At 66.0% G+C, this 22,554-nt stretch carries 23 protein-coding genes and 1 riboswitch; of the genes, 8 read left to right on the top strand and 15 right to left on the bottom strand.

Annotated elements, in window-relative coordinates:
• The first annotated feature begins 37 nt into the window (after positions 1–37).
• Complete coding sequence (locus tag AC3FOF_RS29165; RefSeq protein WP_276268449.1) at positions 38–1,198, top strand: transporter substrate-binding domain-containing protein; 1,161 nt, start codon at positions 38–40, stop codon at positions 1,196–1,198.
• Between the two features lie 4 nt (positions 1,199–1,202).
• A complete protein-coding gene (locus tag AC3FOF_RS29170) occupies positions 1,203–1,820 on the top strand; it encodes an ANTAR domain-containing response regulator (protein WP_017225761.1) in 618 nt (205 codons plus the stop codon).
• A gap of 52 nt (positions 1,821–1,872) precedes the next feature.
• Here AC3FOF_RS29170 and AC3FOF_RS29175 read toward each other — a convergent pair whose 3' ends face one another.
• The 7 genes from AC3FOF_RS29175 to AC3FOF_RS29205 form a co-directional block, all read right to left on the bottom strand.
• Positions 1,873–3,366 (bottom strand): M81 family metallopeptidase, encoded by a 1,494-nt coding sequence (locus AC3FOF_RS29175; RefSeq protein WP_488728551.1) that lies wholly within the window; start codon positions 3,364–3,366, stop codon positions 1,873–1,875.
• Between the two features lie 8 nt (positions 3,367–3,374).
• Positions 3,375–4,634, bottom strand: a complete 1,260-nt coding sequence (locus AC3FOF_RS29180) for a Zn-dependent hydrolase (RefSeq protein WP_488728552.1) — start codon at positions 4,632–4,634, stop codon at positions 3,375–3,377.
• A gap of 72 nt (positions 4,635–4,706) precedes the next feature.
• The gene (locus AC3FOF_RS29185) at positions 4,707–5,411 is read right to left on the bottom strand and encodes an ABC transporter ATP-binding protein (RefSeq protein ID WP_035811111.1); all 705 of its coding nucleotides are present in this window, start codon (positions 5,409–5,411) and stop codon (positions 4,707–4,709) included.
• A 2-nt stretch (positions 5,412–5,413) separates the two neighbouring features.
• Positions 5,414–6,181 (bottom strand): ABC transporter ATP-binding protein, encoded by a 768-nt coding sequence (locus AC3FOF_RS29190; RefSeq protein WP_017226533.1) that lies wholly within the window; start codon positions 6,179–6,181, stop codon positions 5,414–5,416.
• Positions 6,178–7,161, bottom strand: a complete 984-nt coding sequence (locus AC3FOF_RS29195; RefSeq protein WP_017226532.1) for a branched-chain amino acid ABC transporter permease — start codon at positions 7,159–7,161, stop codon at positions 6,178–6,180. Before AC3FOF_RS29195 ends, AC3FOF_RS29190 begins: the two co-directional genes overlap by 4 nt.
• Entirely contained in the window at positions 7,161–8,018 is an 858-nt protein-coding gene (locus tag AC3FOF_RS29200; protein ID WP_017226531.1) for a branched-chain amino acid ABC transporter permease, read from the bottom strand. The genes AC3FOF_RS29195 and AC3FOF_RS29200 overlap by 1 nt, the downstream gene beginning before the upstream one ends.
• A gap of 87 nt (positions 8,019–8,105) precedes the next feature.
• On the bottom strand, positions 8,106–9,311 hold the full coding sequence (locus tag AC3FOF_RS29205; protein WP_017226530.1) for an ABC transporter substrate-binding protein: 1,206 nt from the start codon (positions 9,309–9,311) through the stop codon (positions 8,106–8,108).
• Positions 9,312–9,581: 270 nt separating this feature from the next.
• Between AC3FOF_RS29205 and AC3FOF_RS29210 the strand changes: the two genes are divergently transcribed.
• Both AC3FOF_RS29210 and AC3FOF_RS29215 read left to right on the top strand, forming a co-directional pair.
• A complete protein-coding gene (locus tag AC3FOF_RS29210; RefSeq protein ID WP_017226529.1) occupies positions 9,582–10,397 on the top strand; it encodes a FadR/GntR family transcriptional regulator in 816 nt (271 codons plus the stop codon).
• Between the two features lie 97 nt (positions 10,398–10,494).
• Positions 10,495–10,989 carry a hypothetical protein gene (locus AC3FOF_RS29215; RefSeq protein WP_488728553.1) on the top strand — a complete coding sequence of 165 codons (495 nt, stop codon included), beginning with the start codon at positions 10,495–10,497 and terminating at the stop codon, positions 10,987–10,989.
• Positions 10,990–11,048: 59 nt separating this feature from the next.
• Here the strand turns inward: AC3FOF_RS29215 and AC3FOF_RS29220 are convergent, their stop codons facing one another.
• Positions 11,049–11,384, bottom strand: coding sequence for a nucleotide pyrophosphohydrolase (locus AC3FOF_RS29220; RefSeq protein ID WP_017226527.1), 336 nt, complete (start codon positions 11,382–11,384; stop codon positions 11,049–11,051).
• A 256-nt stretch (positions 11,385–11,640) separates the two neighbouring features.
• On the opposite strand from AC3FOF_RS29220, the gene AC3FOF_RS29225 reads away from it, so the two are divergent.
• A complete protein-coding gene (locus AC3FOF_RS29225; RefSeq protein WP_488728554.1) occupies positions 11,641–13,365 on the top strand; it encodes an alkaline phosphatase family protein in 1,725 nt (574 codons plus the stop codon).
• A 114-nt stretch (positions 13,366–13,479) separates the two neighbouring features.
• Here AC3FOF_RS29225 and AC3FOF_RS29230 read toward each other — a convergent pair whose 3' ends face one another.
• The 4 genes from AC3FOF_RS29230 to AC3FOF_RS29245 all read right to left on the bottom strand — a co-directional run bounded on the left by AC3FOF_RS29230 (position 13,480) and on the right by AC3FOF_RS29245 (position 16,943).
• Complete coding sequence (locus AC3FOF_RS29230) at positions 13,480–14,028, bottom strand: hypothetical protein (protein WP_488728555.1); 549 nt, start codon at positions 14,026–14,028, stop codon at positions 13,480–13,482.
• 102 nt (positions 14,029–14,130) lie between these two features.
• Positions 14,131–15,402: a DUF445 domain-containing protein gene (locus AC3FOF_RS29235; protein WP_488728556.1), complete on the bottom strand. Its 1,272-nt coding sequence runs from the start codon at positions 15,400–15,402 to the stop codon at positions 14,131–14,133.
• A 100-nt stretch (positions 15,403–15,502) separates the two neighbouring features.
• Positions 15,503–15,937, bottom strand: a complete 435-nt coding sequence (locus AC3FOF_RS29240) for a DUF3293 domain-containing protein (protein WP_488728557.1) — start codon at positions 15,935–15,937, stop codon at positions 15,503–15,505.
• A 28-nt stretch (positions 15,938–15,965) separates the two neighbouring features.
• Positions 15,966–16,078, bottom strand: a riboswitch (SAM-I-IV-variant riboswitch).
• A 109-nt stretch (positions 16,079–16,187) separates the two neighbouring features.
• Positions 16,188–16,943 carry a hypothetical protein gene (locus AC3FOF_RS29245; protein ID WP_488728558.1) on the bottom strand — a complete coding sequence of 252 codons (756 nt, stop codon included), beginning with the start codon at positions 16,941–16,943 and terminating at the stop codon, positions 16,188–16,190.
• A 197-nt stretch (positions 16,944–17,140) separates the two neighbouring features.
• Here AC3FOF_RS29245 and AC3FOF_RS29250 point away from each other — a divergent pair, with 197 nt between their 5' ends.
• Entirely contained in the window at positions 17,141–17,272 is a 132-nt protein-coding gene (locus AC3FOF_RS29250) for a hypothetical protein (RefSeq protein WP_488728559.1), read from the top strand.
• Between the two features lie 243 nt (positions 17,273–17,515).
• Here the strand turns inward: AC3FOF_RS29250 and AC3FOF_RS29255 are convergent, their stop codons facing one another.
• A complete protein-coding gene (locus tag AC3FOF_RS29255) occupies positions 17,516–18,775 on the bottom strand; it encodes a hypothetical protein (protein WP_488728560.1) in 1,260 nt (419 codons plus the stop codon).
• A 117-nt stretch (positions 18,776–18,892) separates the two neighbouring features.
• Here AC3FOF_RS29255 and AC3FOF_RS29260 point away from each other — a divergent pair, with 117 nt between their 5' ends.
• Complete coding sequence (locus AC3FOF_RS29260) at positions 18,893–19,927, top strand: helix-turn-helix transcriptional regulator (protein ID WP_488728561.1); 1,035 nt, start codon at positions 18,893–18,895, stop codon at positions 19,925–19,927.
• Positions 19,928–19,937: 10 nt separating this feature from the next.
• On the opposite strand, the gene AC3FOF_RS29265 is transcribed toward AC3FOF_RS29260, so the two are convergent.
• Positions 19,938–20,690 (bottom strand): hypothetical protein, encoded by a 753-nt coding sequence (locus AC3FOF_RS29265; RefSeq protein WP_488728562.1) that lies wholly within the window; start codon positions 20,688–20,690, stop codon positions 19,938–19,940.
• A 289-nt stretch (positions 20,691–20,979) separates the two neighbouring features.
• Here AC3FOF_RS29265 and AC3FOF_RS29270 point away from each other — a divergent pair, with 289 nt between their 5' ends.
• Positions 20,980–21,810: an SIR2 family NAD-dependent protein deacylase gene (locus AC3FOF_RS29270; RefSeq protein WP_488728563.1), complete on the top strand. Its 831-nt coding sequence runs from the start codon at positions 20,980–20,982 to the stop codon at positions 21,808–21,810.
• Positions 21,811–21,920: 110 nt separating this feature from the next.
• On the opposite strand, the gene AC3FOF_RS29275 is transcribed toward AC3FOF_RS29270, so the two are convergent.
• The gene (locus AC3FOF_RS29275; RefSeq protein WP_017226515.1) at positions 21,921–22,553 is read right to left on the bottom strand and encodes an OmpA family protein; all 633 of its coding nucleotides are present in this window, start codon (positions 22,551–22,553) and stop codon (positions 21,921–21,923) included.
• Between the last annotated feature and the right edge of the window lies 1 nt (position 22,554).

A 22,554-nucleotide genomic window follows, 5' to 3' on the forward strand; every position in this document is an offset into this window, starting at 1 on the left:
CGTTGCTGCGATCCACCATCTTCAGCGAGCCGACACCATGAGCGACAACCACGCCACACCCGCCAGAGACAGCACCGCCCAAGGCTGGCGCATCGGCGTACTGTATTCCCGCAGCGGATTCACCGCGGTCACCGAGACCGAGCACTTCTTCGGCACCGCGCTGGCCATCGAGGAGATCAACGCACTCGGCGGCGTGCTGGGCCGCCCGCTCGATCCGCTGGTCTACGACCCCAAGGGCGATCCGGAGGAGTACCGCCGCCTGGCCGCCCGCATGTTGCTGGAAGACGATCTCAACGTGATCTTCGCCTGCTCCACCTCGTCGTCGCGCAAAGCGGTGCTGCCGGTGGTGGAACGCACCAACGCGCTGCTTTGGTACTGCTCGATCTATGAAGGCTTCGAATACTCGCCCAACGTCATCTACACCGCGGCCGTGCCCAACCAGAACAGCATGCAACTGGCGGCCTACCTGCTGCAGCACGATTGCTCCGCGTTTTACCTGGTAGGCGCCGACTACGTCTACCCGCGCGAAACCAACCGCATCATGCGCGAGATGGTGGAGCAGCACGGCGGCGAGATTCTCGACGAGGTCTACCTGCCCAGCGATGCCGGCGAGGCGCAACTGGACGCGGTGGTACGCGATATCGCGCGGATCGAGCCCGACGTGGTCTTCTCCACGCTGATCGGCGATGCCGCGCGCCGCTTCTACCGGCTCTACCGCGAGCACGGCCTGGACCCGCAGCGAATGCCCATCGCCAGCCTCACCATGGCCGAGGAGGAGATCCGGCTGATCGGCCCCGAACTGTGCCATGGGCATATCACCTCGGCCACTTACTTCGACACCCTCGACAACGACAGCAACCGGCACTTCATCGCGCGCTGGCGCCAGCGCTTCGGCGACCGTCCCACCAGCATGTGGAGCGAGGCCGCCTACAACCAGGTACATCTCTTCGCCCGCGCCCTGGAGCGCTGCGGCAGCCTCGATACCCGCAAGCTGGTGCAGGCCGCGCATAATGTCCGTTTTGAATCTCCCGAGGGATCGCTCAGCGTGGATCGAGAGAACAATCACTGCGTGCTGACGCCGCGCATCGGCATCTGCCGCGCCGACGGCCGCTTCGACGTGGTGTGGCAGGGCAAGGAACCGGTCAAGCCGGACCCTTACCTGTCGACCTACGGCTTTGCCGACTTCTGGCTGGAGTGAGGCCGTGGACTCAAGTATCCGCCGCCTCTACGAAGACCTGCGCAGCATCAGCGTGGTGGTGATCTATCCGCCTGGCGAAGACCGCGACATCCTGGCCGAGCAGCTCAGGCGCATCGGCTGCCGGCTACGCCTGCTGTGGCCGCTGCCCGCCACCCCGCCCGGCGATGCCGATGTGGTGTTCTTCCAGGTCACCCAGGCGCTGCAGTCCGGCGGCGCCTGGTGCTCCAGCGAAAGCAACGCCACCATGATCGCCCTGTCCGACTACGAGAGCCCCGCCATGCTCAAGCTGCTGCTGGGCACGCATGCGCATGGCGTGATCACCCGGCCATTTCGTTCGTCCGGCATTCTCAGCACCCTGGTGCTGGCCCGCTCCGCGCGCGACTTCCAGGCGCGCCAGCACAACAAGATCCACAAGCTGGAAGACACCATCAAGTCGCGCCGGCAGATCGAAAAGGCGATCCGCCTGCTGATGCAGCAGGAATGCGGCAGCGAGACCGAAGCCTACGAGCACATGCGGGCACGCGCCACCAAACTGCGCGTGACCGTTGCCGAAGTGGCGCAGATGGTGGTCGAAGCCAAGGAGGCGATGGCGCGGCTGGGGCTCGGCCAGAGCGGAAAATAGAACAAACGGCGAGATTCGCGGCGCGCCCGAAGGCGTCGCCGCAAAGCAACCCTCACACCGCCGCGGGCGCCTCCAGCCCAGTCTCCGCATCCAGCGGATACACCGGCCGCGCCAAGCGCTGAAACGGGAACTGCGCGTAGCGCGAACTCGTCACCCCGCCGCCGTCGCACTCGACCACCGCCTTCGCGATCGGCACGAACACCGGCCGGCAGTACATGCGCGACTTCAGCAGCAGGAAGCGCTGCGCCAGCGGATCCACGCCGATATGGGTAAAGATGCCCAGGTCCCAGTGCTCCTGCGGCGTCTCGGTGATCACGACCTGCGCCGCACCGATATCGAGCAGCACGGTGCGGCCCATGCGGATGCGCTGGCCCGTGTAGGTGGGACCGCTGATCACGTACTCGCCGTCGCTGATGGCGGCGACCCGGCCGCTCAGCGTCGGCGGCACCGGAAAGATGCCGAGCTGGGTCAGCGGCACCTTGTTGCCCACCGGCAGCGAGACGCTGGCGCCCACGCCGGCGGCGACCAGCGCCGCCACCGCCCGCGGGTCGCATACCGGCCCGGCGGCAATGCCGGACAACCCCTGGCGCAGCGCTTCCTGCAGGACCGCCATATCGTCGCAGGTGCCGCCGGACATGCAGTTGTCGCCGTGGTCGAGCAACAGCACCGGCCCCTCGCCATCGCCGGCCGCCAGCTGCGCGGCGCGTGCGATCGACTCCGCCAGCGGCTCGCTGTCATAGACAAAGCCCGCGCGCTCGTCCCAGATCTGCGCCGCGAGTTGGTCGGCTGCCGCCTGCGCCGCCGCAGCGTCGCCATCGGCCACCACCAGCACGCTGATGCAAGGCGCCGCGATATCCGCCAGCCCGAAGCCGGCCAGCACCGACACCGCCAGCATGCCAGCGGCCTCCGCCTGCCGCGCTGCCGCCACCGCGCGCTGCATGGCGCCCTCGCCGGTGTTGCTGCGCAGCGTGTGCGTCACCAGCGGCAAGCGCCGCCACGCGAGCGCCGGCCGCATGCCCTGCTGCAGCATGCGCATCAGCAGGCGGCCGGCATGCTCGCCGGTCTCGTACATGTCGACGTGCGGATACGTCTTGAAGCTCACGGCAATATCCGCGTGCGCCATCATCGCCGGCGTGACGTTGCCGTGCAGGTCCAGTGCGATGGCAATCGGGGCCTCGGGCAGCACCGTGCGCACACGCGCGAGCAGGTCGCCCTCGCCGTCGTCGCTGTTCTCTGCCACCATGGCGCCGTGCAGGTCCAGCATCACCGCATCGCAGCCGGGGGCGGCGTTGACGATGGCGTCGCAGAGCGCCGTATAGGCAGCGGCCGCGACGCGCCCGCTCGGGTTGGCGCTGGCGGCGACCGGCACCACGAGTTCGGCGCCCGCCGCTTCAGCCAGATCGATAAAGGCGCCGATGGCCGTGCGCGTGCCCTTGCTGGCCTGGTAGGCGTCTTCGCCGTAGCTTGGGTGGAAGGACGGCAGCGGCGTCGCCACCGGCGAGAAGGTATTGGTTTCGTGGTTCAGGCGTGCGATCAGGATCTTCATGGGCTTCCTCATGGCAGGTTCGCGGCTTCGAGCATCACTTGCAGCAGGACGTTGCAGCCTGCCTCCAGGTGCTCGGGCCTGGCGTCTTCGATCTCGTTATGGCTGATGCCGTCCTTGCAGGGCACGAAGATCATGGCGGCCGGCGCCACGCGCGCGAGATAGACGGCATCGTGGCCGGCGCCGCTGATGACGTCCATCTCCGGCAAGTCCAGCCGCCGCGCGGCGGCGCGCACCGATGCGACCATCCGCGCATCGAAAGGCTGCGGCGGAAAGTAGACCACCTGTTCGATCTGGATGCTCAGCCCGGTACGCGCGGCCAGCTGCGCGGCGCCCTCACGGAAAGCACGGTCCATGCCCGACAGCGCGGCGTCGGTGTCCGAGCGCAGGTCCACCGTCATGGCAATGCGTCCGGGAATGACATTGCGGGAGTTCGGATGCACTTCCATGCAGCCTACCGTCGCGCGTCCGTGGGGCTGCCGCTCCATTGCGATGCGGTTGACCATGCCGACCAGTTCCGCGCTCACCAGCATGGCGTCCCGGCGCATGGCCATGGGCGTGGGGCCGGCGTGCGCCTCCATCCCGGTGACCACCACGTCGTACCAGCGCTGCCCCAGCGCGCCGGTGACGACCCCGATCGGCACATCGCTGGCCTCCAACACCGGGCCCTGCTCGATATGCGCCTCGAAATACGCGGCCACCGGACGGCCGCCGACCGCCTCGCTACCGGCATAGCCGATCGCCGCCAGCGCCTGCCTCACGGAAATGCCATCGCGATCGCGCTGGCCCAGCACATGGTCCAGCGCGAACTCGCCCACGAAGGCGCCGGAGCCCATCATGACCGGCACGAAGCGCGAGCCCTCTTCATTGGTCCACACCGCCACTTCGAGCGGACGCTCGGTTTGCACGCCGGCATCGTTGAGCGCGCGCAGCACTTCCAGCCCCGCCAGCACGCCATAGTTGCCATCGAACCTGCCGCCGGTGGGCTGGGTATCGATGTGGCTGCCGGTCATCACCGGCGGCAGGCCGTCGTTCCTGCCCGCCCGGCGCGCGAACAGGTTGCCCACCGCGTCGACCCGCACTTCGCAGCCGGCGGCCCTGGCTTGCGCCACGAAGAAATCCCGGCCCAGGCGGTCCTGCCCGGTCAGGGCCAGCCGGCATACGCCGCCTTTCGGCGTCGCCCCGATCGCGGCCAGGCGCATCAGTGAGTCCCATAGGCGCGCGCCGTCGATGCGAAGGCCGGCCAGCGTGGCGTCGTGCTGCGTCAACATGGTGCCTCCTCTCGCTGCTTGCAATTGTGATTGCTTGTGAATGCTTGTGAATACCTGCGAATAAGCGGCCGCTCAGGCCGCCAGGCCCACGCCCAGATAACGGTCCTTGACGGCCTCGTCGTCCCGGAACGCGGCGTTGCTGCCGCTGTAGACCACCGTCCCTTGCTCCAGGACGAAATGCCGGTCGGCCAGCTGCATGCAGACCTCCAGGTTCTGCTCCACCAGCAGGATCGATACGCCGGCGGCTTTGATCATCTTGAGCTGCGCCACGATCTCCTCGACGATGACCGGCGCCAGGCCTTCCACCGGCTCGTCGAGCATCAGCAGGCGCGGATGATTCATCAGCGCGCGGCCGATCGCGAGCATCTGCTGCTCGCCGCCGGACAGTTGCGCGCCGCCGTTGCGGCGCCGCTCGCGCAGGCGCGGGAAGATGCGGTAGATGTCATCCAGTTGCCAGGGAGACGCCTTGCGCGCGCCGAGCTTGAGGTTCTCTTCCACGGTCAGCAGGCGGAAGATGCCGCGGTGCTCTGGCACCAGGCAAAGGCCGTCCGCCGCGATCCGGTGCGGCATCATCCCGGCGATGTCGCGGCCCTGGAACAGCACGCGTCCGCCGCGCGGGCGCACCACGCCCGCGATGGCCTTCAGGGTGGTGGATTTGCCGGCGCCGTTGCGGCCCAGCAGCGTGACCAGTTCGCCAGCGCCCACCGCCAGCGATACGCCTTGCAGCACGTGGCTCTTGTCGTAGTAGCCATGCACGTCCTGGACCTCCAGCATCATCGTCATTTGCGGCCTCCGGTAATCATGTTGCCGAGGTAGGCGGCGCGCACGCGCGGATCGTTGCGCACCGCATCGGGCGGGCCTTCCATCAATACCTTGCCCTGCTGCATCACGGTCACCGTGTCGGAGATATCCATGACGATATCCATATTGTGTTCGATCAGCACCACGGTGTGATCCGCGCTCAAGCCGCGAATGAGGTGCTTCATGGCGGCCAGGTCATCGATGCCCATGCCGGACGTGGGCTCGTCGAGAAAAATGGCGCGCGGCCTGGCGGCCAGCGCCATGCCCACTTCCAGCCGCCGCTGCTGGCCGTGCGACAGCGTGCCGGCTTCCGCGTTGGCGACACGGGTCAGCTCGAGCCGTTGCAGCACGCCGTCCACGGTGTCCGCGCAGGCCAGTTGGCCGCCCGGCCGCCGCCAGCAATCCATGGCGCGGAGCGGGCTGGTGCCGAGCGCCGCCAGCCGCAGGTTCTCGCGCACCGGAAGATGCGTGAACAGGCTGGTGACCTGGAATGAACGGGCAATGCCCCGCTGCACGCGTTGATGGTCAGGCTCGTGCGTCACGTCCCTGCCGTCGAACAGGATGGTGCCCGCGGTCACCGTGCCGGTGCCGGTCAGCATGTGGAACAGCGTGGTCTTGCCCGCGCCGTTGGGCCCGATCACCGAATGCACGGTCCCGGGCATCACCCGCAGGTCGACACCACCCAGCGCATTGAACTTGCCGTACGCCTTGGTAATCCCGCGCGCTTCCAGAATCGCCGTTGTCATGCTTGCTCCTCCTGTCCGAGCGGCTGCGCCGGGGCCCGGCCCGCCTTGCGCCACAGCATCTCGCCCAAGCCCCACAGCCCGCGCGGAATAAACAGGCTGACCGCGATCAGCAGGAAGCCGAGCAGCATCAGCCAGCGCGGCCACAGGGTCGACAGCCAGTCCGACAGCAGCACATAGAAGGCCGCGCCCAGGACCGAAGCAAAGGCGTTTCCGGTGCCGCCGATCACCGTCATGATCAGGATCATCTCGCTGGTGTGGTAGTCGATATTGGTCAGCGGCGCGATGCCCATCAGCATGGCGTGGAGCGCGCCGGCCAGTCCGGTGATCGCGCCGGAGAGCACGAAGGCCAGCAGCTTGAAATGCCTGACGTTGTAGCCGACCGCCTGCGCGCGCTCCTCGTTGTTGCGGATCGCGAGCAGCGTGCGGCCAAACACGGACTCCGTCACGCGCAGCACCAGGAAGAACACCAGCAGGAACAGCACCGCGACAAACGCGTAGAACTGCCACGGTCCGGCCAGGGACGCCAGGCTGCCGCCGAACAGCGAGAGCGGCGGGCGCGGGATATCCAGCAAGCCGTTGTCGCCGCCGGTCAGCTCCGGCGTCGTATAGGCAAGGAAGTAGAACATCTGCGCGAACGCCAGCGTCAGCATCACGAAGTACGTGCCGCGCTGGCGAATGGCAAACCATCCGACCAGCGCCGCCGCCGCCGCGCCCAGGACGATGGCAAGGCCCAGCCCCAGCGGCAGCGGCAACGCCAGCCGCGTCAGCGAGATGCCCAGCCCATAGCTGCCCAGGCCGAAGAAGATGCCCTGGCCGAAGGACAGCAGGCCGGTGTAGCCCAGCAGCAGGTTGCAGGCCATCACCGCCATGGCATAGACCAGCACTTCGGTGGCCAGCGTGCCGGAGCGCATCGTCAGCGGCAACACCAGGGTCACGCCCAGCGCCAGCAGCCAGAAGCGATAGCGTTTGAGCATCTCCATCATCCCCTCCCCAGCAAGCCATGCGGACGCAGCAGCAACACCGCGGCCATGGCCACATAGATCATCAGCCACGCGCCTTCCGGCCACAGCGTGCTCATCAGGCTTTGCACCACACCAACCAGCACGCCGCCCACCAGCGCCCCGGTGAAACTGCCCAGCCCGCCCACCACCACCACCACGAACGCCACGCCCAGCGCCTCCACGCCCATGAACGGCTCGGCCCCGCGGATCGGCGCCGCCAGCACGCCGGCAATGGCCGCGGTGGCCGCTCCCAGCGCGAACATCAGGCTGAACAGGCGGAAGATATTGATGCCGAGCAGCGACACCATCTCGGTCGATTCGCTGCCCGCGCGCACGGCGCTGCCCAGGCGCGTGCCTTCGAGCAGCCACCACAGGCCCACTGCCAGCAGCGCGGTGAAACCGATCACGAACAGGCGGTACTTCGGATAGACGAAGCTGCCCCACATCACCACGCCCTGGAGCGACTCGGGCGGCGCCACGTTGACCCCGAGCGGACCCCAGCCGGTGATGATCAGCTCCTGCGCGACCATCGCCAGGCCGACCGTCACCAGGATATGGAACTCATGTGCAAGCGCATAGACGTGGCGCAGCATGAGCTTCTCGGTCAACCAGGCGAACGCGCCGACCAGCAGCGGCGCGGCGACCAGCGCGACCCAGAAATTCAGGCCAAGCTGCAAGGCCTGGAAGCACAGGTAGGCGCCCAGGGCATAGAAGGCGCCGTGGGCAAAATTGACGAAGCGCAACAGGCCGAAGATGATCGACAAACCCACTGCCAGCAGGAAGTAGAGCATGCCGATGCCGACGCCGTTGACCACCTGCAGCAGGTAGACGTTCATAGGCTCGAGCGGGAAGCTTGGACGGGAAGGACGGGCCTGGCACGCCCCGTTGCCGGGGCGCGCGGCCTGCGGGTTCCTGGCGGCTGGTCAGGCCATCTTGCACAGGGTCTTGTCGACGGGCAGGAAGGACTTGCCGGCGCTGATCACCTCGGCATAGTCGTCCTTGTCCTTCATGCGGCTCTTTGCCTTGCCCTTGAGCAGGTAGTAGTCCTTGATGACCTGGTGATCGGCCGCGCGCACCTCTTCCGGTCCGGTCAGGCCGTCGTACTTCATGCCCTCGATGGCCGCCACCACCGCCTTGGGATCGGTGGTGCCCGCCTTGAGCATGCCGTCCAGCATGATCTTGGTGCAGATATAGGAACCCGCCAGGCTGTAGTTCGGATTGCTCTTGAAGCGCGCGTTCGCCCGCTTGACCAGCTCGCGATTCAGCGGCGAATCGGCGCCGTGCCAGTATTGCGCGCCGAAGTACACGCCTTCGCACAACTCCGCGCCCAGCGATTCGAACTGCTCCAGCCCCGACGCCCATGCCACCAGGATCGTGGTGTCCTTCTTCATGCCGAAGCTCGCCGCCTGGCGCAGCGTGTCGGACGACTGCTGGCCGAAGTTCAGGATCAGCAGCACATCCGGCTTGGCCGCCAGCGCATTGGTCAGATAGCCGCTGAACTCCTTCTCGTTGAGCCCGTGATAGCTGTTGCCCACGTGCTCGATGCCCTTCTCCTTGAAGACGCTCTTGGCCGCGGATAGCAGGCCCTCGCCGAACACATACTGGGGCGTGATGGTGTACCAGCGCCTGGCCTTGGGCATGGTGTCGATCAACGGCCGCACGGTGCGCTCGATGGCGCCGAAGGTGGGCACCGACCAGCGGAAGGTGGCGCGGTTGCAGTCCTTGCCGGTGATCTCGTCGGCGCCCGCGGTGGTGACGAAAACGCCGCCGAACTTTTCCGCTTCCTTGCCCATGGCAAGCGACTCCGAAGACAGGATGCCGCCGGCGAAGTAGCGGGCCGCGTTTTTCTGCGCCAGTTCCTGCATCTTGCGCACGGCAGTGGCCGGCTTGCCTTCCGTATCGAGCACGCTGTAGCGCAGGCTCTTGCCCAGCACCTTGTCGTACTGCTCGAGCACCAGCTTCATGCCCAGGTCGGCAAACTTGCCGTTGGCGGCGAAGGGGCCCGACATCGGCACCGGACAGCCAAGTTCGATCGCATCGCCGGCGGCCGCCAGCGCGGAGCGGGCCTGCACGAGCGCGGCAGGGACGGCGGACAGCGCCGCCAGCTTCAACAGGTTACGACGATTCATGTCTCACTCCTCTCGATGGGGATAGCCACCCAGGATGACTGGTAGCCGCCCGCATCCGGTGCGCGAACATCCTCCAGCCTTTTATACTATTTATCATGATAAATAGGTGAGACGATAGTAGGAGGCGTATCCTTCAAAGTCAATAGGAGGAAACGCAGCAAGGGAGTGGCAGCGGCAGGGAGCGCCGGCGCCGCCCGCGACCATCGCAGCCTGTAGAATCGGGCTCAGCGCGGACCAGTGGCACGCGGCAATCAAAGGGATGGAAACAACATGGCACCGCTACGAGGCGATGGCGCCAGGACGATCGAGATTCGCAAGCAGAAGCGGGCCGACCTGGTCGCCGAGGAACTGAAACGCCTGATCACGCAGAAGAACCTGCGCCCCGGCGACAAGCTGCCGCGCGAGATCGCCCTGCAGCAAATGTTCTCGGTCAGCAAAAGCACGATCCGCGAGGCGCTCAAATCGCTCGAAGTGCAGGGCCTGGTCAGTGTCAGCACCGGCCCCTCGGGCGGCGGCACCATCGTGGAGGTGCAGCTGGACCGCACCTTCCAGCTGATGCAGAACTACCTGTTCTTCAAGGACATCGGCATCGCCGATATCTACACGGCGCGCAAGCTGCTGGAGCCCGAACTGGCCGCCGGCGCGGTGCCACACCTGACGGAAGAGGATTTTGCCGCGCTGGAGCGCACCATCGACCAATGCGACCCGGCCTCCGCCGCCGCCATCGATCCGCTGAACCAGCGGCAGGAAGATCTCAGCTTCCACGACATCCTGGCGGCCGCCAACCCGAACCCGATGCTGCGCTTTTGCTGCGAACTGATCAACGAGATGATCCGGCACCTGGTGGTGTTCGGCAACGACACGCCAACCTGCGAGCACGAACGATTCGGCGCGGCCAATGTGAAGTTCCACAAGAAGATCCTGGCCGCCGCGCGAGACCGGGATGCGGAAAAAGTCCGCACGCTGATGCTGTCGCACATGGAAGAGTGCACGCGCTATGTCACCCGCATGAACGGCAAGATCAACGGGCGGCTGGTGCTGGACTCGGAGATGCCGCGGCGCGCCAGGAGCGGCCGGGCAGGCTAGGACGGGTCCATCGCACCTTCATGTAGCTCCACCACCCGGCGGCGAGCGCTTGTGCCCGCCGCCACCAGCGTATTACCACCCAATGCACAACAAGAAGATGAACAAGCCTTTCTTCCGTCTTACCTTTGCCGCGCTGATTCTTTCGGGCTCGGCAGCCGCCCATGCGGCGGCCATGCCGCCCTTGCCCGCCCTGCTCGAATGCAAGGGCGCAGCCAGCGGCGTGGCCGCCTATGTCGACGCGCTGGAAGAAGCCGGGCTGCCCGGCTGGAACAGGAATGAAGAACTGAGCGGCTTCGCATCGGCCGTATGGCGCGCGCCCAAGGCCGTCACCGTCGCCGGCCTCGCGGCGCAGGACATGCGCTTTGGCGACTACCAGCTTGGCAACTACACCGCCTACGGCATCACCGATGCCACCGACCTCAACGCCGTGGCAAGCCAGCTCGGCCTGCGCAGCGTGGCCGGGCGTGGCCTGGCCCGGGAAAGCACCGGCGGCGCGTGGATCGTGGCCCGCGAGTACAAGGGGCGGGTTGAAGTCGGATGCGAGTATCCGAATCCGCGGCTTGGCGGGCAGAAGGGCGCAGCGGCACGCTGAGGGCTGAGGGCTGGCAAGGGCGCCGCCCCTGCCCTGCCTGGCTCAGGCGCGTCGATATCTCACTTCCCGCCATCCGTCCTCACCGGGTACTTCAGCGCGTTCATCTCCATCTTGGCCTTCACCGCCGCGTCCAGATCCACATTCAGCGCGGTCAGCAGTTGCGCCAGGTAGATGGCGATATCCGCCAGTTCCTGTTCCACGTGCTCGCGCTCATCCGTGGACATGATCTCGCGCGCTTCGCTCTCGGTCTTCCACTGGAAGATCTCGACCAGTTCGGCCACTTCCACGCTGAGCGCCATGGCGAGGTTCTTGGGGCTGTGGTACTTGCCCCAGCCGCGGGCTTCGCCGAATTCGGCGGCGGCATTCTGGAGGGCTTTGATGTCGATCAGGGTCATGGCGTGGTGCTGTGGAATGGTCTTGCCGGGCGTAATCGCATCATAGCTGAACGCCCACGCCCGGCCACGCCGGCGCCCGGAGCGCCATTGGCATCCTGCCGATGAATCCGCCATGCCCGGCAGTCAGGGGCGGCATGTGCGGCTCAAGGCGCCCAGTACAATTTGTTACTTCTCCGGCTTTTTGCTGACACCGATCGGACATGGGCGATTGATAGCGTCTCCCGGCTGCCCTGTGGCAGTCAATTGAGGAGATGTCATGCGAGCAACAAAAAGGCTTACCCTGGCCGTGGCGCTGTCGCTGTCATGCGGACTGGCAACGTCCGCACGCGCGGACGACGACGCCCGTCAGCCGCGTGCCAAGCATGTGCTGCTGGTTTCGGTCGATGGCCTGCATCAGGCCGATCTGGACTGGTTCGTCAACGCCAATCCGGCTTCCACCCTTGCGCAACTGGTGCGCCATGGCGTCGCCTACAGGAATGCGCAAACGCCCTTCCCCTCGGACTCCTTCCCCGGCATGGTCGGACAGGTCACGGGCGGCAACCCCAGGACCACCGGCATCTACTACGACGACGCCTACAGCCGCAGCCTGCTGCCGGCCGGCACCACGGCGGCCAATTGCCGCAGCGCCAAGCCGGGCGCTGAAGTGTATTACGCCGAAGTGATCGCCAAAGACCTGAACCGGCTGGACAGCGGACAAGGCATCCCCGGCCTGTACTCGGATTTCTCCAGGATCTCCCAACTGACCGGGCGCCCGCAAGACCTGATCGATCCGGCCTTGCTGCCGGTCTCCGCGCAGACCTGCCAGCCGGTCTACCCGCACCAGTATCTCAAGGTCAACACGATCTTCGAGATCGCGCACAAGCACGGCCTGCGCACCGCCTGGTCGGACAAGCACGCCGCCTACGAGATCCTCAACGGGCCGTCCGGCCAGAGCATCGACGATCTGTTCGCCCCCGAAATCAACAGCTCGGTCACCGACCCCTCGCTGCCCGCCGGCCCGGGTGACGACTGGACCAAGGACAACACCAACACCCAGCGCTACGACAGCTTCAAGGTACAAGCCGTCCTCAACTGGATCAAGGGCCACGACCATGCCGGCAATGGCACGCCCGGGACTCCCGCCATCTTCGGCATGAACTTCCAGGCCGTATCCACCGCGCAGAAGCTCAACAAGTCGAACTACTACCCGGACCCGAGCAATACCGGCAACAAGGTGGCCGGCGGCCTGGGCGGCTACACCATGAACGGGACCGTGCCCGGCGCGGTGCTGCAAAGCGCGCTGAGCTTCGTCAACAACCAGCTGACGGCCATGGTGAGCGCGCTCGACCGCACCAACACGGTGGTGGTCCTGTCGGCCAAGCACGGCCAGTCCCCGCGGAACCGCGCCGATCTCACCATCGTCAACGATGGCGACATGATCGATGCGCTGAACTGCGCCTGGGAAAAATACGCCGCCACGTGCAAGGACCCATCCAAGCCGCACCTGGTGGCGCATGCGATCGACGACGACGGCATCCTGATGTGGTTCAACGACCGCTCCCCCGCCGCCATCGGCTTTGCCAAGAGCTTCCTGCTGGGCTATTCCGGCAACGGCCTCGGCTCCGACGCCGCCGGCAACGCGATCGCCAAGCCCTTCAGCCAGGCGGGCGTGAGCAGGATCTACGCCGGCGAAGAAGCCGCCGACCTGTTCGGCGTGGCGCGCGGCGACGACCGCGTGCCGGATCTCGTCGGCATCGCGCAGCAGGGTACCGTGTGGGCCGGCGGCAAGCTGTCGAAGATCGCCGAACACGGCGGCGACGCCAAACAGGACCGTCACGTGCCCATCGTCGTATGGGGCGCGGGCATCGACCAGAATATCGTCGACGAACCGGTCCAGACCAACCAGATCGCGCCGACCATCCTCGCCTTGCTTGGACTCAAGCCGCACGAACTGCAAGCGGTGCAGGCCGAGCACACCAAGGTACTGCCGCACCTGCATTGAGCGGAGCCGGGGCAGCAGCGCAAGCTGAACATCCCGGCACGGGAAGCAGCCCCGCGGATGCCGGATCCGCGGGGCGGTCCCGCACTCCCGGCCCGCAGCGCCGGCACGCCAGCCTCATGCGGGCCTGGGCGCCAGCGCGACATCCAGCGCGGCAGGCTCGCACTCCTGCCGCAGCAGGCAGGTGGTGTCGTGCGAAGCCAGCTCCCGGATCCACGCGAGCGGCGCTCGCGCGCCAGCCCGTCCGGAGAACGTCATGGCCGTCCGCAACAGCATCGCCATGGCGCCAGCCAGGCTGCGCGAGCCGGCCAGGATCCAGCAGCCCGCCCGTTGCACCGGCAACTGGCTTGCGGAACCCCGCACCAGTGCCACCTCCAGGCTGCCGGATCGCCGTGCCGCATGCATCGCCTGCACCGGCCCCATGGCATTCCACAGCGCGCGCCCCTCGGGCCCGCTCAGGCGCGCCGCGTCCACCAGATGGATGACGACATCGCCGTGCCCGCCCCGCACCCACTCAAGCCGGCCATCGAAGGTGGGGCAATGCATCAGGATGCCCTGGGCTTCCTGCTCAGGCACGCCCCAGCGATGCACCGCGACGCGAAGCGGCCGGATACCCCGCGTCGTCATACGGGGCGTGATCGGCTGGATGGAGTGCTGCTGTGCCATGACGGGGCTCCTTGTTCCGGATGCCCCAAGTCTGCCGGCCGGACCGGACAGGAGACTGTCCGGTCGCGCACATAGCATTCATCTCCGCCGTGCCGCCAACGGCTACCGCCCCAGGAAGGCCGGCAACTGCGCGACCAGGTAAAGCGCCGCGCCGATCAACCCGCCCACGACGGTGCCGTTCATGCGGATGTACTGCAGATCCCTGCCGACGTTCAGTTCGATTTGCCGGGACATCTCCCGCGCGTCCCAGCCACGGACCGTGCTGCTGATGTGCCTTGCGATGAATTCCGCAAAATCCGGCGCCATCCCGCGCGCCGCATCGCGCAGGTGGTCGTTCAGCGAGGCACGCAGGGAGGCATTGCGCGCCAGCTCCGCCCCGATCCAATGGCCCGCGGCGGCGACCTGCCGGTGGATGGCGGAGTCCTCCTGCGCCAGGTCGTGCTTTATCCACAGGCGCCAGTCCGCCCAAAGGCCGCCGATATACGCATTGAGCAAGCTGTCGCTCTTCAGCTGCTGCTTGATGCCCTCGGCCCTGGCCTGAAACGACGCGTCGTCCTTCAGGCGCTGGATCAGGTTGTTGGCCGCCGTATCGAACGCCTTGCGCAGCTGATGGCTGGCGTCCTGCTCCACCTGGTTCAGCACGCGCCCGAGCGCTGCCGCGATCATGTCGGCGCCGTTGTTGCCGATCCATTCGGTAGGCAGGAGCCGCTCCTTCCGGCGATGCTCGCTCTTCAGCCACTCGACGATCCTCTCCGAGATAAAGGCGCGGGTCGCCGGCTCATTGAGCAAGGCGATCAGCTGCGCGAGCGACTGGTCCAGCAGCGTCTGGTGCCGCCCGTTCCTGGTCAGGCTTTCGAGCATGCCCGCGGCGGACTGCGACAGGTCGACCTTGTCGATCATGGCGTGCACGGCATCCTTCACGAAGGCCTTGATGTTCTCCTCGTCCAGCACGTCGAGCAGGGTACCGGCCGCTCTCGCCACCACATTGCCGATCTCCCGCGCGTTGGCCGGCGCTGCCAGCCATTCCGACACGACTCGCGCCGGATCGTGCTTGCCGATCAGCGCGACGATGGACGGCACGTCAAGAAACTTCTCCTTGACGAACACAGCGAGGCCATCCGCGATGTCGTCCTTCTTGCGGATGATGATGTTGGTATGGCCGGAGAGTCCCGGCAGCGGGATGCGCCGGAACAGCGCGGCCACGGCGAACCAGTCGGCCAGGCCGCCGACCATGGCGGCCTCGGCTGCCGCCCGCACCCAGTCGGTCAGGAAACCGCGCGGGAGCAAGACGGTGGTGGTGAAGACGGCGCCGGCGAACAACAGCAGGGCCAGCGCCTTGCGCTTTGCGGTGTTGAGTTCTTGTTCCTGCTGCATTGGGCGATGGAGTGATGGACTTTGACTTTAATTTTGACTTTGACTTTGACTTTGGCTTTGACTTTGCTGTTGCGATCCGCCGCGTCCGATCCATGCCGGTTCAGCGCAAGAGAATCAACTGCGGCACGGCATCTGCGCCGGACCAGATGATCGCGTTCTGTTCATGCCGCGTGCCAAGTGCCTTGGCCGCATCCAGCGTCAGCCCAAGCACCAGGAAGCTCGCCTCGCCGGGCCACTGGTTCGAGGGGTGCTGGCCGATGCCTTCGATGAACCGCAGGCCTGCCTGCGCCAGCTCGCGCGCCAGCGCTTGCTGGCGGCGCGCGTTGACGGATGCGTCTTCGCCGGCTGGCTGGCTGAAGGGGTTCCAGGCCGTGATGAATGCGCTGCACTGCACGCCCGCATCGGCATGCAGTGCAGCCAGCAAAGCGTTGGGCTCGCCCACCTTCAACGTAACCGGCGCATCGCCATGAACATGGTAATGGGTCTCCAGGTAAGCCTGGACGAGCTCGGGACCGATGACTGAGGCAGAAAACAAAAAACCCTCCGTACAAGGAGGGGCGACGCGCTGCCCGCTTGCTTGCTCCCTGAAGATCAGGAAGCCACATCCGCTATCGCGATCCACCTTGCCCGGGAAGGCAGGTTGGCTTGGGCGTCGACCCAATTCAGAATGTGGGCGGATTGGATCATGCGGGGTTGGGGGTGTCAAGGGCGCTGGCCAGCCTGCCCTGTCCGCTCTTCCGGGTGCGAGGCTGGCGTGCCGTCGACACCCCGGCACTTCAGTTACGCTAGCAAGCCAGGTCCGGCCAGGGAAAGGCGACCACCACATCGGCGCAGGATTTCTCGAAAGGCCGGGCGGAATATTTCAGGCGGCGGGCGATGACCCCGGTGGTCTGGCGAAGCGCGGCGATAGCCGCGCTCGGGCCTGCAATGGAGATCCAGGAGGGCGCCGCGTATCCCTCGCCAAACAGGGAAACCAGGTCGTCCTCGATCTTGCCGGCCAGACGCTCGGGATCGGGATCGCATTGCCGCAGGAGCAGGCAGGTCGCGTCGAGCGCGGCAAGGTCCCGCAACCACCGGAGCTGCCTGCCGCGCGCGCCCGCCAGCTCCGACGGCTCCAGGGTCGAGCGCAACAGGATGGCCAGGGCGGACGCAATGCTGCGCGAGCCAGCGAGAATCCAGCTGCCGGCGCGAACTACCGGCAACTGGCTGGCCGAACCAAGGACCAGCGCCACCTCCAGGCTGCCGGTCTGGCGTGCCTTCCTCAAGGCCTGCACCGGCACCATGGCATCCCGCAGGTGGCCGCCACCGCTGGCGCCGCTCAAACGCGTTGCATCCACCAGGTGGACGACCACATCGGCCCGCGCGCCAGCGCGCGCCCCCTGCACCCAATCGATCGCGCCCGCAAAGGTCGGGCAATCCATCATCACACCTTGCACTTCCTGCTCCGAGAAGCCCCACCGCCGAATCGCAACCCGCAACGGCGTGATAGGGCTCAACTCGTCATGGCGGATGGTCATTTCGAGGTAGTCGTTCTGCTGCATACGCAGGCTCCTGTGTTTCGGTGGCCGCAAATCTGGCGCCCAGAGCGGACATTCCGTTGTCCGGTACCGCATCTGGCATTCGCCTCCGTCGTGAAGGCAGCGGTACGGCGATACGCAGCTATACGGATACCTCGATACGTCGATGCATCGCCAGAAGACGAATCTGGAAAGGACAGGATCGGGACCACGCTGGCAGCGTGCTGGAGCACATCGGCGTCTGGAAGCACAAGAAGTACCTGGCGCAGCCCTTGCGCGCATCGGGCGATGGGCTGGCGGGTGCGGCACCCGGCACACCAGTGGCGATCGAGGAGGTAGTGCGCAAGTCATAGGCTTGCGCCGGAGACACGGAAGGGGTGCCTGGCGCCCCCTCGGTTGCCACGCGCGGATTGCCCGCGTCGCGTGGCTCGGTATCCGGCAGCGGGGGCGAGTCGCCAAAGCCCACCACAATCACCCGGCGCCGTCTCCGCCGTCATGCCGCCGGATCGACGGCAACGGGGTGGGCATGAACGACAGCGTCCGAGAGGGGGATTAAACCTTGCGGTCCGGTGTGGGTGGATGCGCCAGTGATGTACTCACCGAGAGCGGACGCCATCGTCGGATGGCGCGATTTGCCCCACGCCACGCAGCACGAGGCTGCCAACCGGCCGGCCGGACACTGGGCACCGTCGCTGCGCAAACTCAAATCGCCCCGTGCCTGCCAGGCGCTGAATCAAAGCCTGATCGGTCTGCCGAACGTCGCGGTTGGTCGAGCGCACTCGAAGCCAGTAGTCCAGGGATTCCGGCCGTTGATGCTTCTCAAATGTTGCGTTCCTTCCGCCGACGATGACAAATCCCCTGCCAAGGGACTCCACCCAGTTCACCAGTTCGTCGACATCGAAGTACCCGTTGGCGTAGTGGAATGGGAGATAGTTTCCCGCTGCCGCCACGGCGTCCTCCTTCGGCTCTTGCGAAAGCACCGGCTCGGGTGGCTGGACAATGACCGATGGCGGCAGGCCATAGCCGAGCATGAACAACGCAGCTTCAATCCTGCGCAGGCCATTGCCATCGGCACACCAATGGGCGCCGGATTTGATGCGGGCGGCCTCCAGGATCCAACTCGCATAGACGTTCACACGTGCCCACGCCTCATCGCCTCCGCTGACGCCGAGGCGCTTGAATCTGAACCCGTCCCCGGACGGATTCCGGATTTGCGCGCTCATGCCGGGGGCCCATCGGAACGCCAGCGCTTCCGGGACGCGCCCGACAAAGCCGGTCGAAGCCAGAAATCTCCTGACCAGCCAACCCAAGGCTGCCCCTACCCGGCTGTCATAGATGATGATCCCATCGCAAAGCAGTGAGAACACCTTGGTATAGCCTGCATTCATCCGGACGCGCCCATTGAAGACCCTGAAGTCCGGGTTCTCGGATTCCAGGGCATGCTTGCCAGCAAGCAAAGCCGCCGGAAGCCCGAAACCTTGCTCGTCGGCCCAGGCCATATTGTATGCAGCCGCGCGCGGGCTCAGCCCCCAGTGCATCGTTGCCGCGACGGCATCCCGCACCCTGGCCACATCCTGCACCTCCCCTTCAAGCGATACCCTGAGTTGTTGCTGGACGGTCTGCAGCAGTGCTTCGTTGGTCCCGTAGTAGGCTCGCCTCCACCAATAGCGCTCGAACAGATCCTCGAGACGGCCGGCGATGTTAGCGAGGCCGAATTTTTCGTCGAAGTCGGCTGGCGCGTGCAGATAGTGGAAGCGGTAGGGAAAGTCGAGGGCCTTCGAGCCGTTGATGACGCCCGCCAGGTAGTCGATGAACCCTGCGACTTCGGTCTGGCCGAGATATTGACTCTTATTCATTTCGGCACGCTCCTTGTGTGGTTTTGGCCGGGCTCGGATATTTGGACGGGAACTGGACAAATCCTGTCCGGTTCCATACGATTCGATAACTTACAAAAAGTTACAAACACCCACCCCATGATCTCCCCGGAACATCAAGCTGTGTTGGACGCAATGGCGCAGCACCCCAACCGTGTCTGGCCATCGACGGAACTCAAGAAGATCATCCGGGGACGATTCCCTGAATTTCAGGATCGCAAGGCGCGGCGTGTCCTCGAGCATCTCGAGAACGAGCGTCTTCTCGAACGCGAGGGCGAAGGGCCCGCCACCCGCTGGAAGCTCCTCGCCAAAGGCCCGAAAGACGCGATCCGCCCCTCGGTCGACCTGGCCCTCGCCCTGCTGAAACTCCGGCAACTCGCCAAACATCATCTCCCGAACGGTGTTATCGGCGACCTGGAGGGATACTTTGAGGGCGCCGCCCGCGTGCTCCATGAAAGCGCGTTCGATACCCGCCTGGAAAACGCCCGCGCCTGGATGGGAAAGACCGCCCGCCTGGACCCCGGCTACCCCCTGATCCCGCCCGATGTCAGCGAGAGCATGTTCGAGACGATCTGGGCGGCGCTGTATCGGGACGAGTCCCTCCATATCCACTACCGGAAGGCCGACCAGGACGCCGCGGAACCGAAGGAACACAAGGTGCTGCCGTATGCGATCGTGGAGAAGGGGCCGTTCTGGTACCTGGTGGTGAGAGGCAAGCGCTCGAGCGGCAAACAGGGGGAAGCATTCCTGTTGCGCTTCGACCGGATCCTCGAAGTCAGGAACCTTGGCTACGAACTGGCACGGGAGGACGATTTCAATCTCGACGCCTTCATCAAGAAGGAGAAGGTGCTGGAGTGGTTTCCGGAGGTGCCGGAACAGATCGTTCTGCGCGTGCGGGAGAGCAGGGCGATTCCCAGCCAGTTCCGCGCGGTGAAGCTGGCGGCCGACCAGGCCATCGAAGAGGAAGAAGGCGGATTTACCCTCACCGCCACCGTAACGCCCTCCGTCGCGCTCAAGAATCTTCTGCTGGAGCGCTCGCCCTTTGTCGAAGTCCTGGCTCCACGGCACCTGCGCGAGGAAATCGGCGGCCTGCTGCTTGCCGCGGCCCAGCGCTACGCAGCAGACCCGGTGTAGCGCACGGCGCTCAGCGCGCCAGGTCCGGCCAGGGAAAGGCGACCACCACATCGGCGCAGGATGTCTCGAAAGGCCGGGCGGAGTATTTCAGGCGGCCGGCAATGATCCCGGTGGTCTGGCGAAGCGCGGCGATAGCCGCACCCGGACCGGCAATGGAGATCCAGGAGGGGGCCGCGTATCCCGCGCCAAACAGGGAAACGAGATCGCCCTCGATCTTGCCGGCCAAGCGCTCGGGATCGGGATCGGATTGCTGCAGGAGCAGACAGGTCGCGTCGAGCGATGCAAGGTCCCGCAGCCACCGGAGCTGCCCGCCGCGCGCGCCCATCAGCTCCGACGGCTCCAGGGTCGAGCGCAACAGGATGGCCAGCGCGCCCGCCAGGCTGCGCGAGCCGGCGAGAATCCAGCAGCCGGCGCGGACTGCCGGCAACTGGCTGGCCGAACCAAGCACCAGCGCTATTTCCAGGCTGCCGGTCTGGCGCGCCTTTCGCATCGCCTGTACCGGCCCCATGGCATTCCACAAGGCGCCGCCGTTGGCGCCGCTCAAACGCGTTGCATCCACCAGGTGGACGACCACATCGGGCCGCGCACCGGCGCGCCCGCCCGGCACCCAATCGATCGCGCCGGCAAAGGTCGGGCAATCCATCATCACGCCTTGCACTTCCTGCTCCGAGAAACCCCACCGTTGAATCGCAACCCGCAGCGGCTTGACAGGGCTCGGCTCGTCATGGCGGATGGTCATTTCGAGGTGTTCGTTCTGATGCATAAGCAGGCTCCTGTGTTTCGGTAGCCGCAAGTCTGGCGTCCAGACCGGACATTCCGTTGTCCGGTACCGCATCTAGCATTCACCCCGGTCGTGAAGCAGCGATACAGCGGTACGCAGATACACGGATACATCGACACATCGCCGCGAGACGAATCCGGACTCCAATACCGGCTGCGGGGCGTCGACATCCGGACGCACAAGACGCACGCGGCGCATCCCTTGCTCGCGCCGGGCGATGGGCCGATCATGCAATTTCGCCGTTGGGCGGAAAACTTACGGGGAACCAAGAATGGATAACGATCAGGACAAGATCGAAGAAGCCGCGCACTGGGTAAAGCATGCGCGAGCGCTGCTGGTCACGGCGGGCGCCGGCATGGGTGTCGACTCCGGTTTGCCCGACTTCCGAGGGCCCGAAGGATTCTGGCGGGCCTACCCCGCGCTGGGCGCCGCGGGCCTGAACTTCCAGGACATTGCGTCACCCCACGCATTCGCCGCCCGCCCGGCGTTGGCCTGGGGCTTCTACGGCCACCGCCTGGCACTCTATCGGCGCACGCGCCCGCATGCCGGCTTCGAGATCCTGCGGCGCTGGGCCGAGGGCATGCCGGAGGGATACCGGGTCTTCACGTCCAACGTCGACGGACACTTCCAGCGCGCGGGATTCGCGCCGGAAAGGGTACACGAGTGCCACGGGTCCATCCACGTGCTGCAGTGCCTGGAGCCCTGCTGCGAACGCATCTGGAGCGCGGACGGCTTCACCCCCGAGATCGACGAAGCGAACTGCCTGCTGCTGAACGAGCCGCCCAAATGCCCGTATTGCGCAGGCATGGCCCGCCCCAACATCCTGATGTTCGACGACTACGCCTGGGTCGATCCGCCGACGGCCGAATCGAGAGCCAGGCTGGACGCATGGATCGGCGCCCGCAATGACATCCTGGTGATCGAGGTTGGCGCAGGAACGGAGATTCCCACGGCCAGGCGCTTCGGCGAGCGCCAGGCCACGCAACTCATCCGGATCAACGCGCGGCAGGCCGGCGTGCGGGGCGGAAAGCACAATATGGGGCTGGCGGGAGCGGCGCTCGATACGCTGATGGCCATCGAAGAGGTGGCGAGCAGGTTATAGGCTTCGGCCGGAGAGACGGAGGTGGCGCCTGGCGCCCCCCGTTGCCACGCCCACCTTCGGGAGCACGACACCTCCTGGCTGTCGTGACGGCGAGCCAGGAGGCGGAACCGCTAGCGCACGAAGCGCACTTCCACGCGGCGGTTCCTCGCGTCGCGTGGATCAGCGTCCGGCAGCGGGTGCGAGTCGCCGAAGCCCGCCACAATCACCCGGCGCGCCGTCTCCGCCGTCATGCCGCCCGTCAGCAAGCGGCGCGCCTCGCGCGCACGCGCCGCCGACAGCGTGTAGTTGTCGTCATAGACTGTGCAGAAGCGCGCGAAGTCCGTGACGGGACTCTGCACGGGCAGGCTGTCCGTATGTCCTTCCACGAAAATCTGCCCCTCCTTCGCCTCCGCCAGGTAACGCGTGACCTCGCGGTCGACGCTCGCGAATGCGGCTTTGGCTTCAGCCGTCACGCAGGCACTGCCGCGAGAAAAGACATTGTCCTTCAACGTGATCTTGCCTGCGGCCGGATCGAAGGCAACCAGGCCAGCCGCGCCTTGTGCCTCGAACGCGCGCTTCATGTCGGTCAGCATGGCTTCCACCCGCTTTCTCTGCGAGGCCTCGCCTTTTTCCGCTTCCTCCTTGCGCTGGATTGCTGCAAACTGGCTCTGGAGAATGGAGACCACAAGCAACAGCATCACCACCGCCAGGGTTCCCGCCATCAGGTCTGCAATGGATACCCATTCGTTCGGCTTGTCCTTCATC

The sequence above is a fragment of the Cupriavidus sp. 96C5-1 genome (assembly GCF_057798855.1).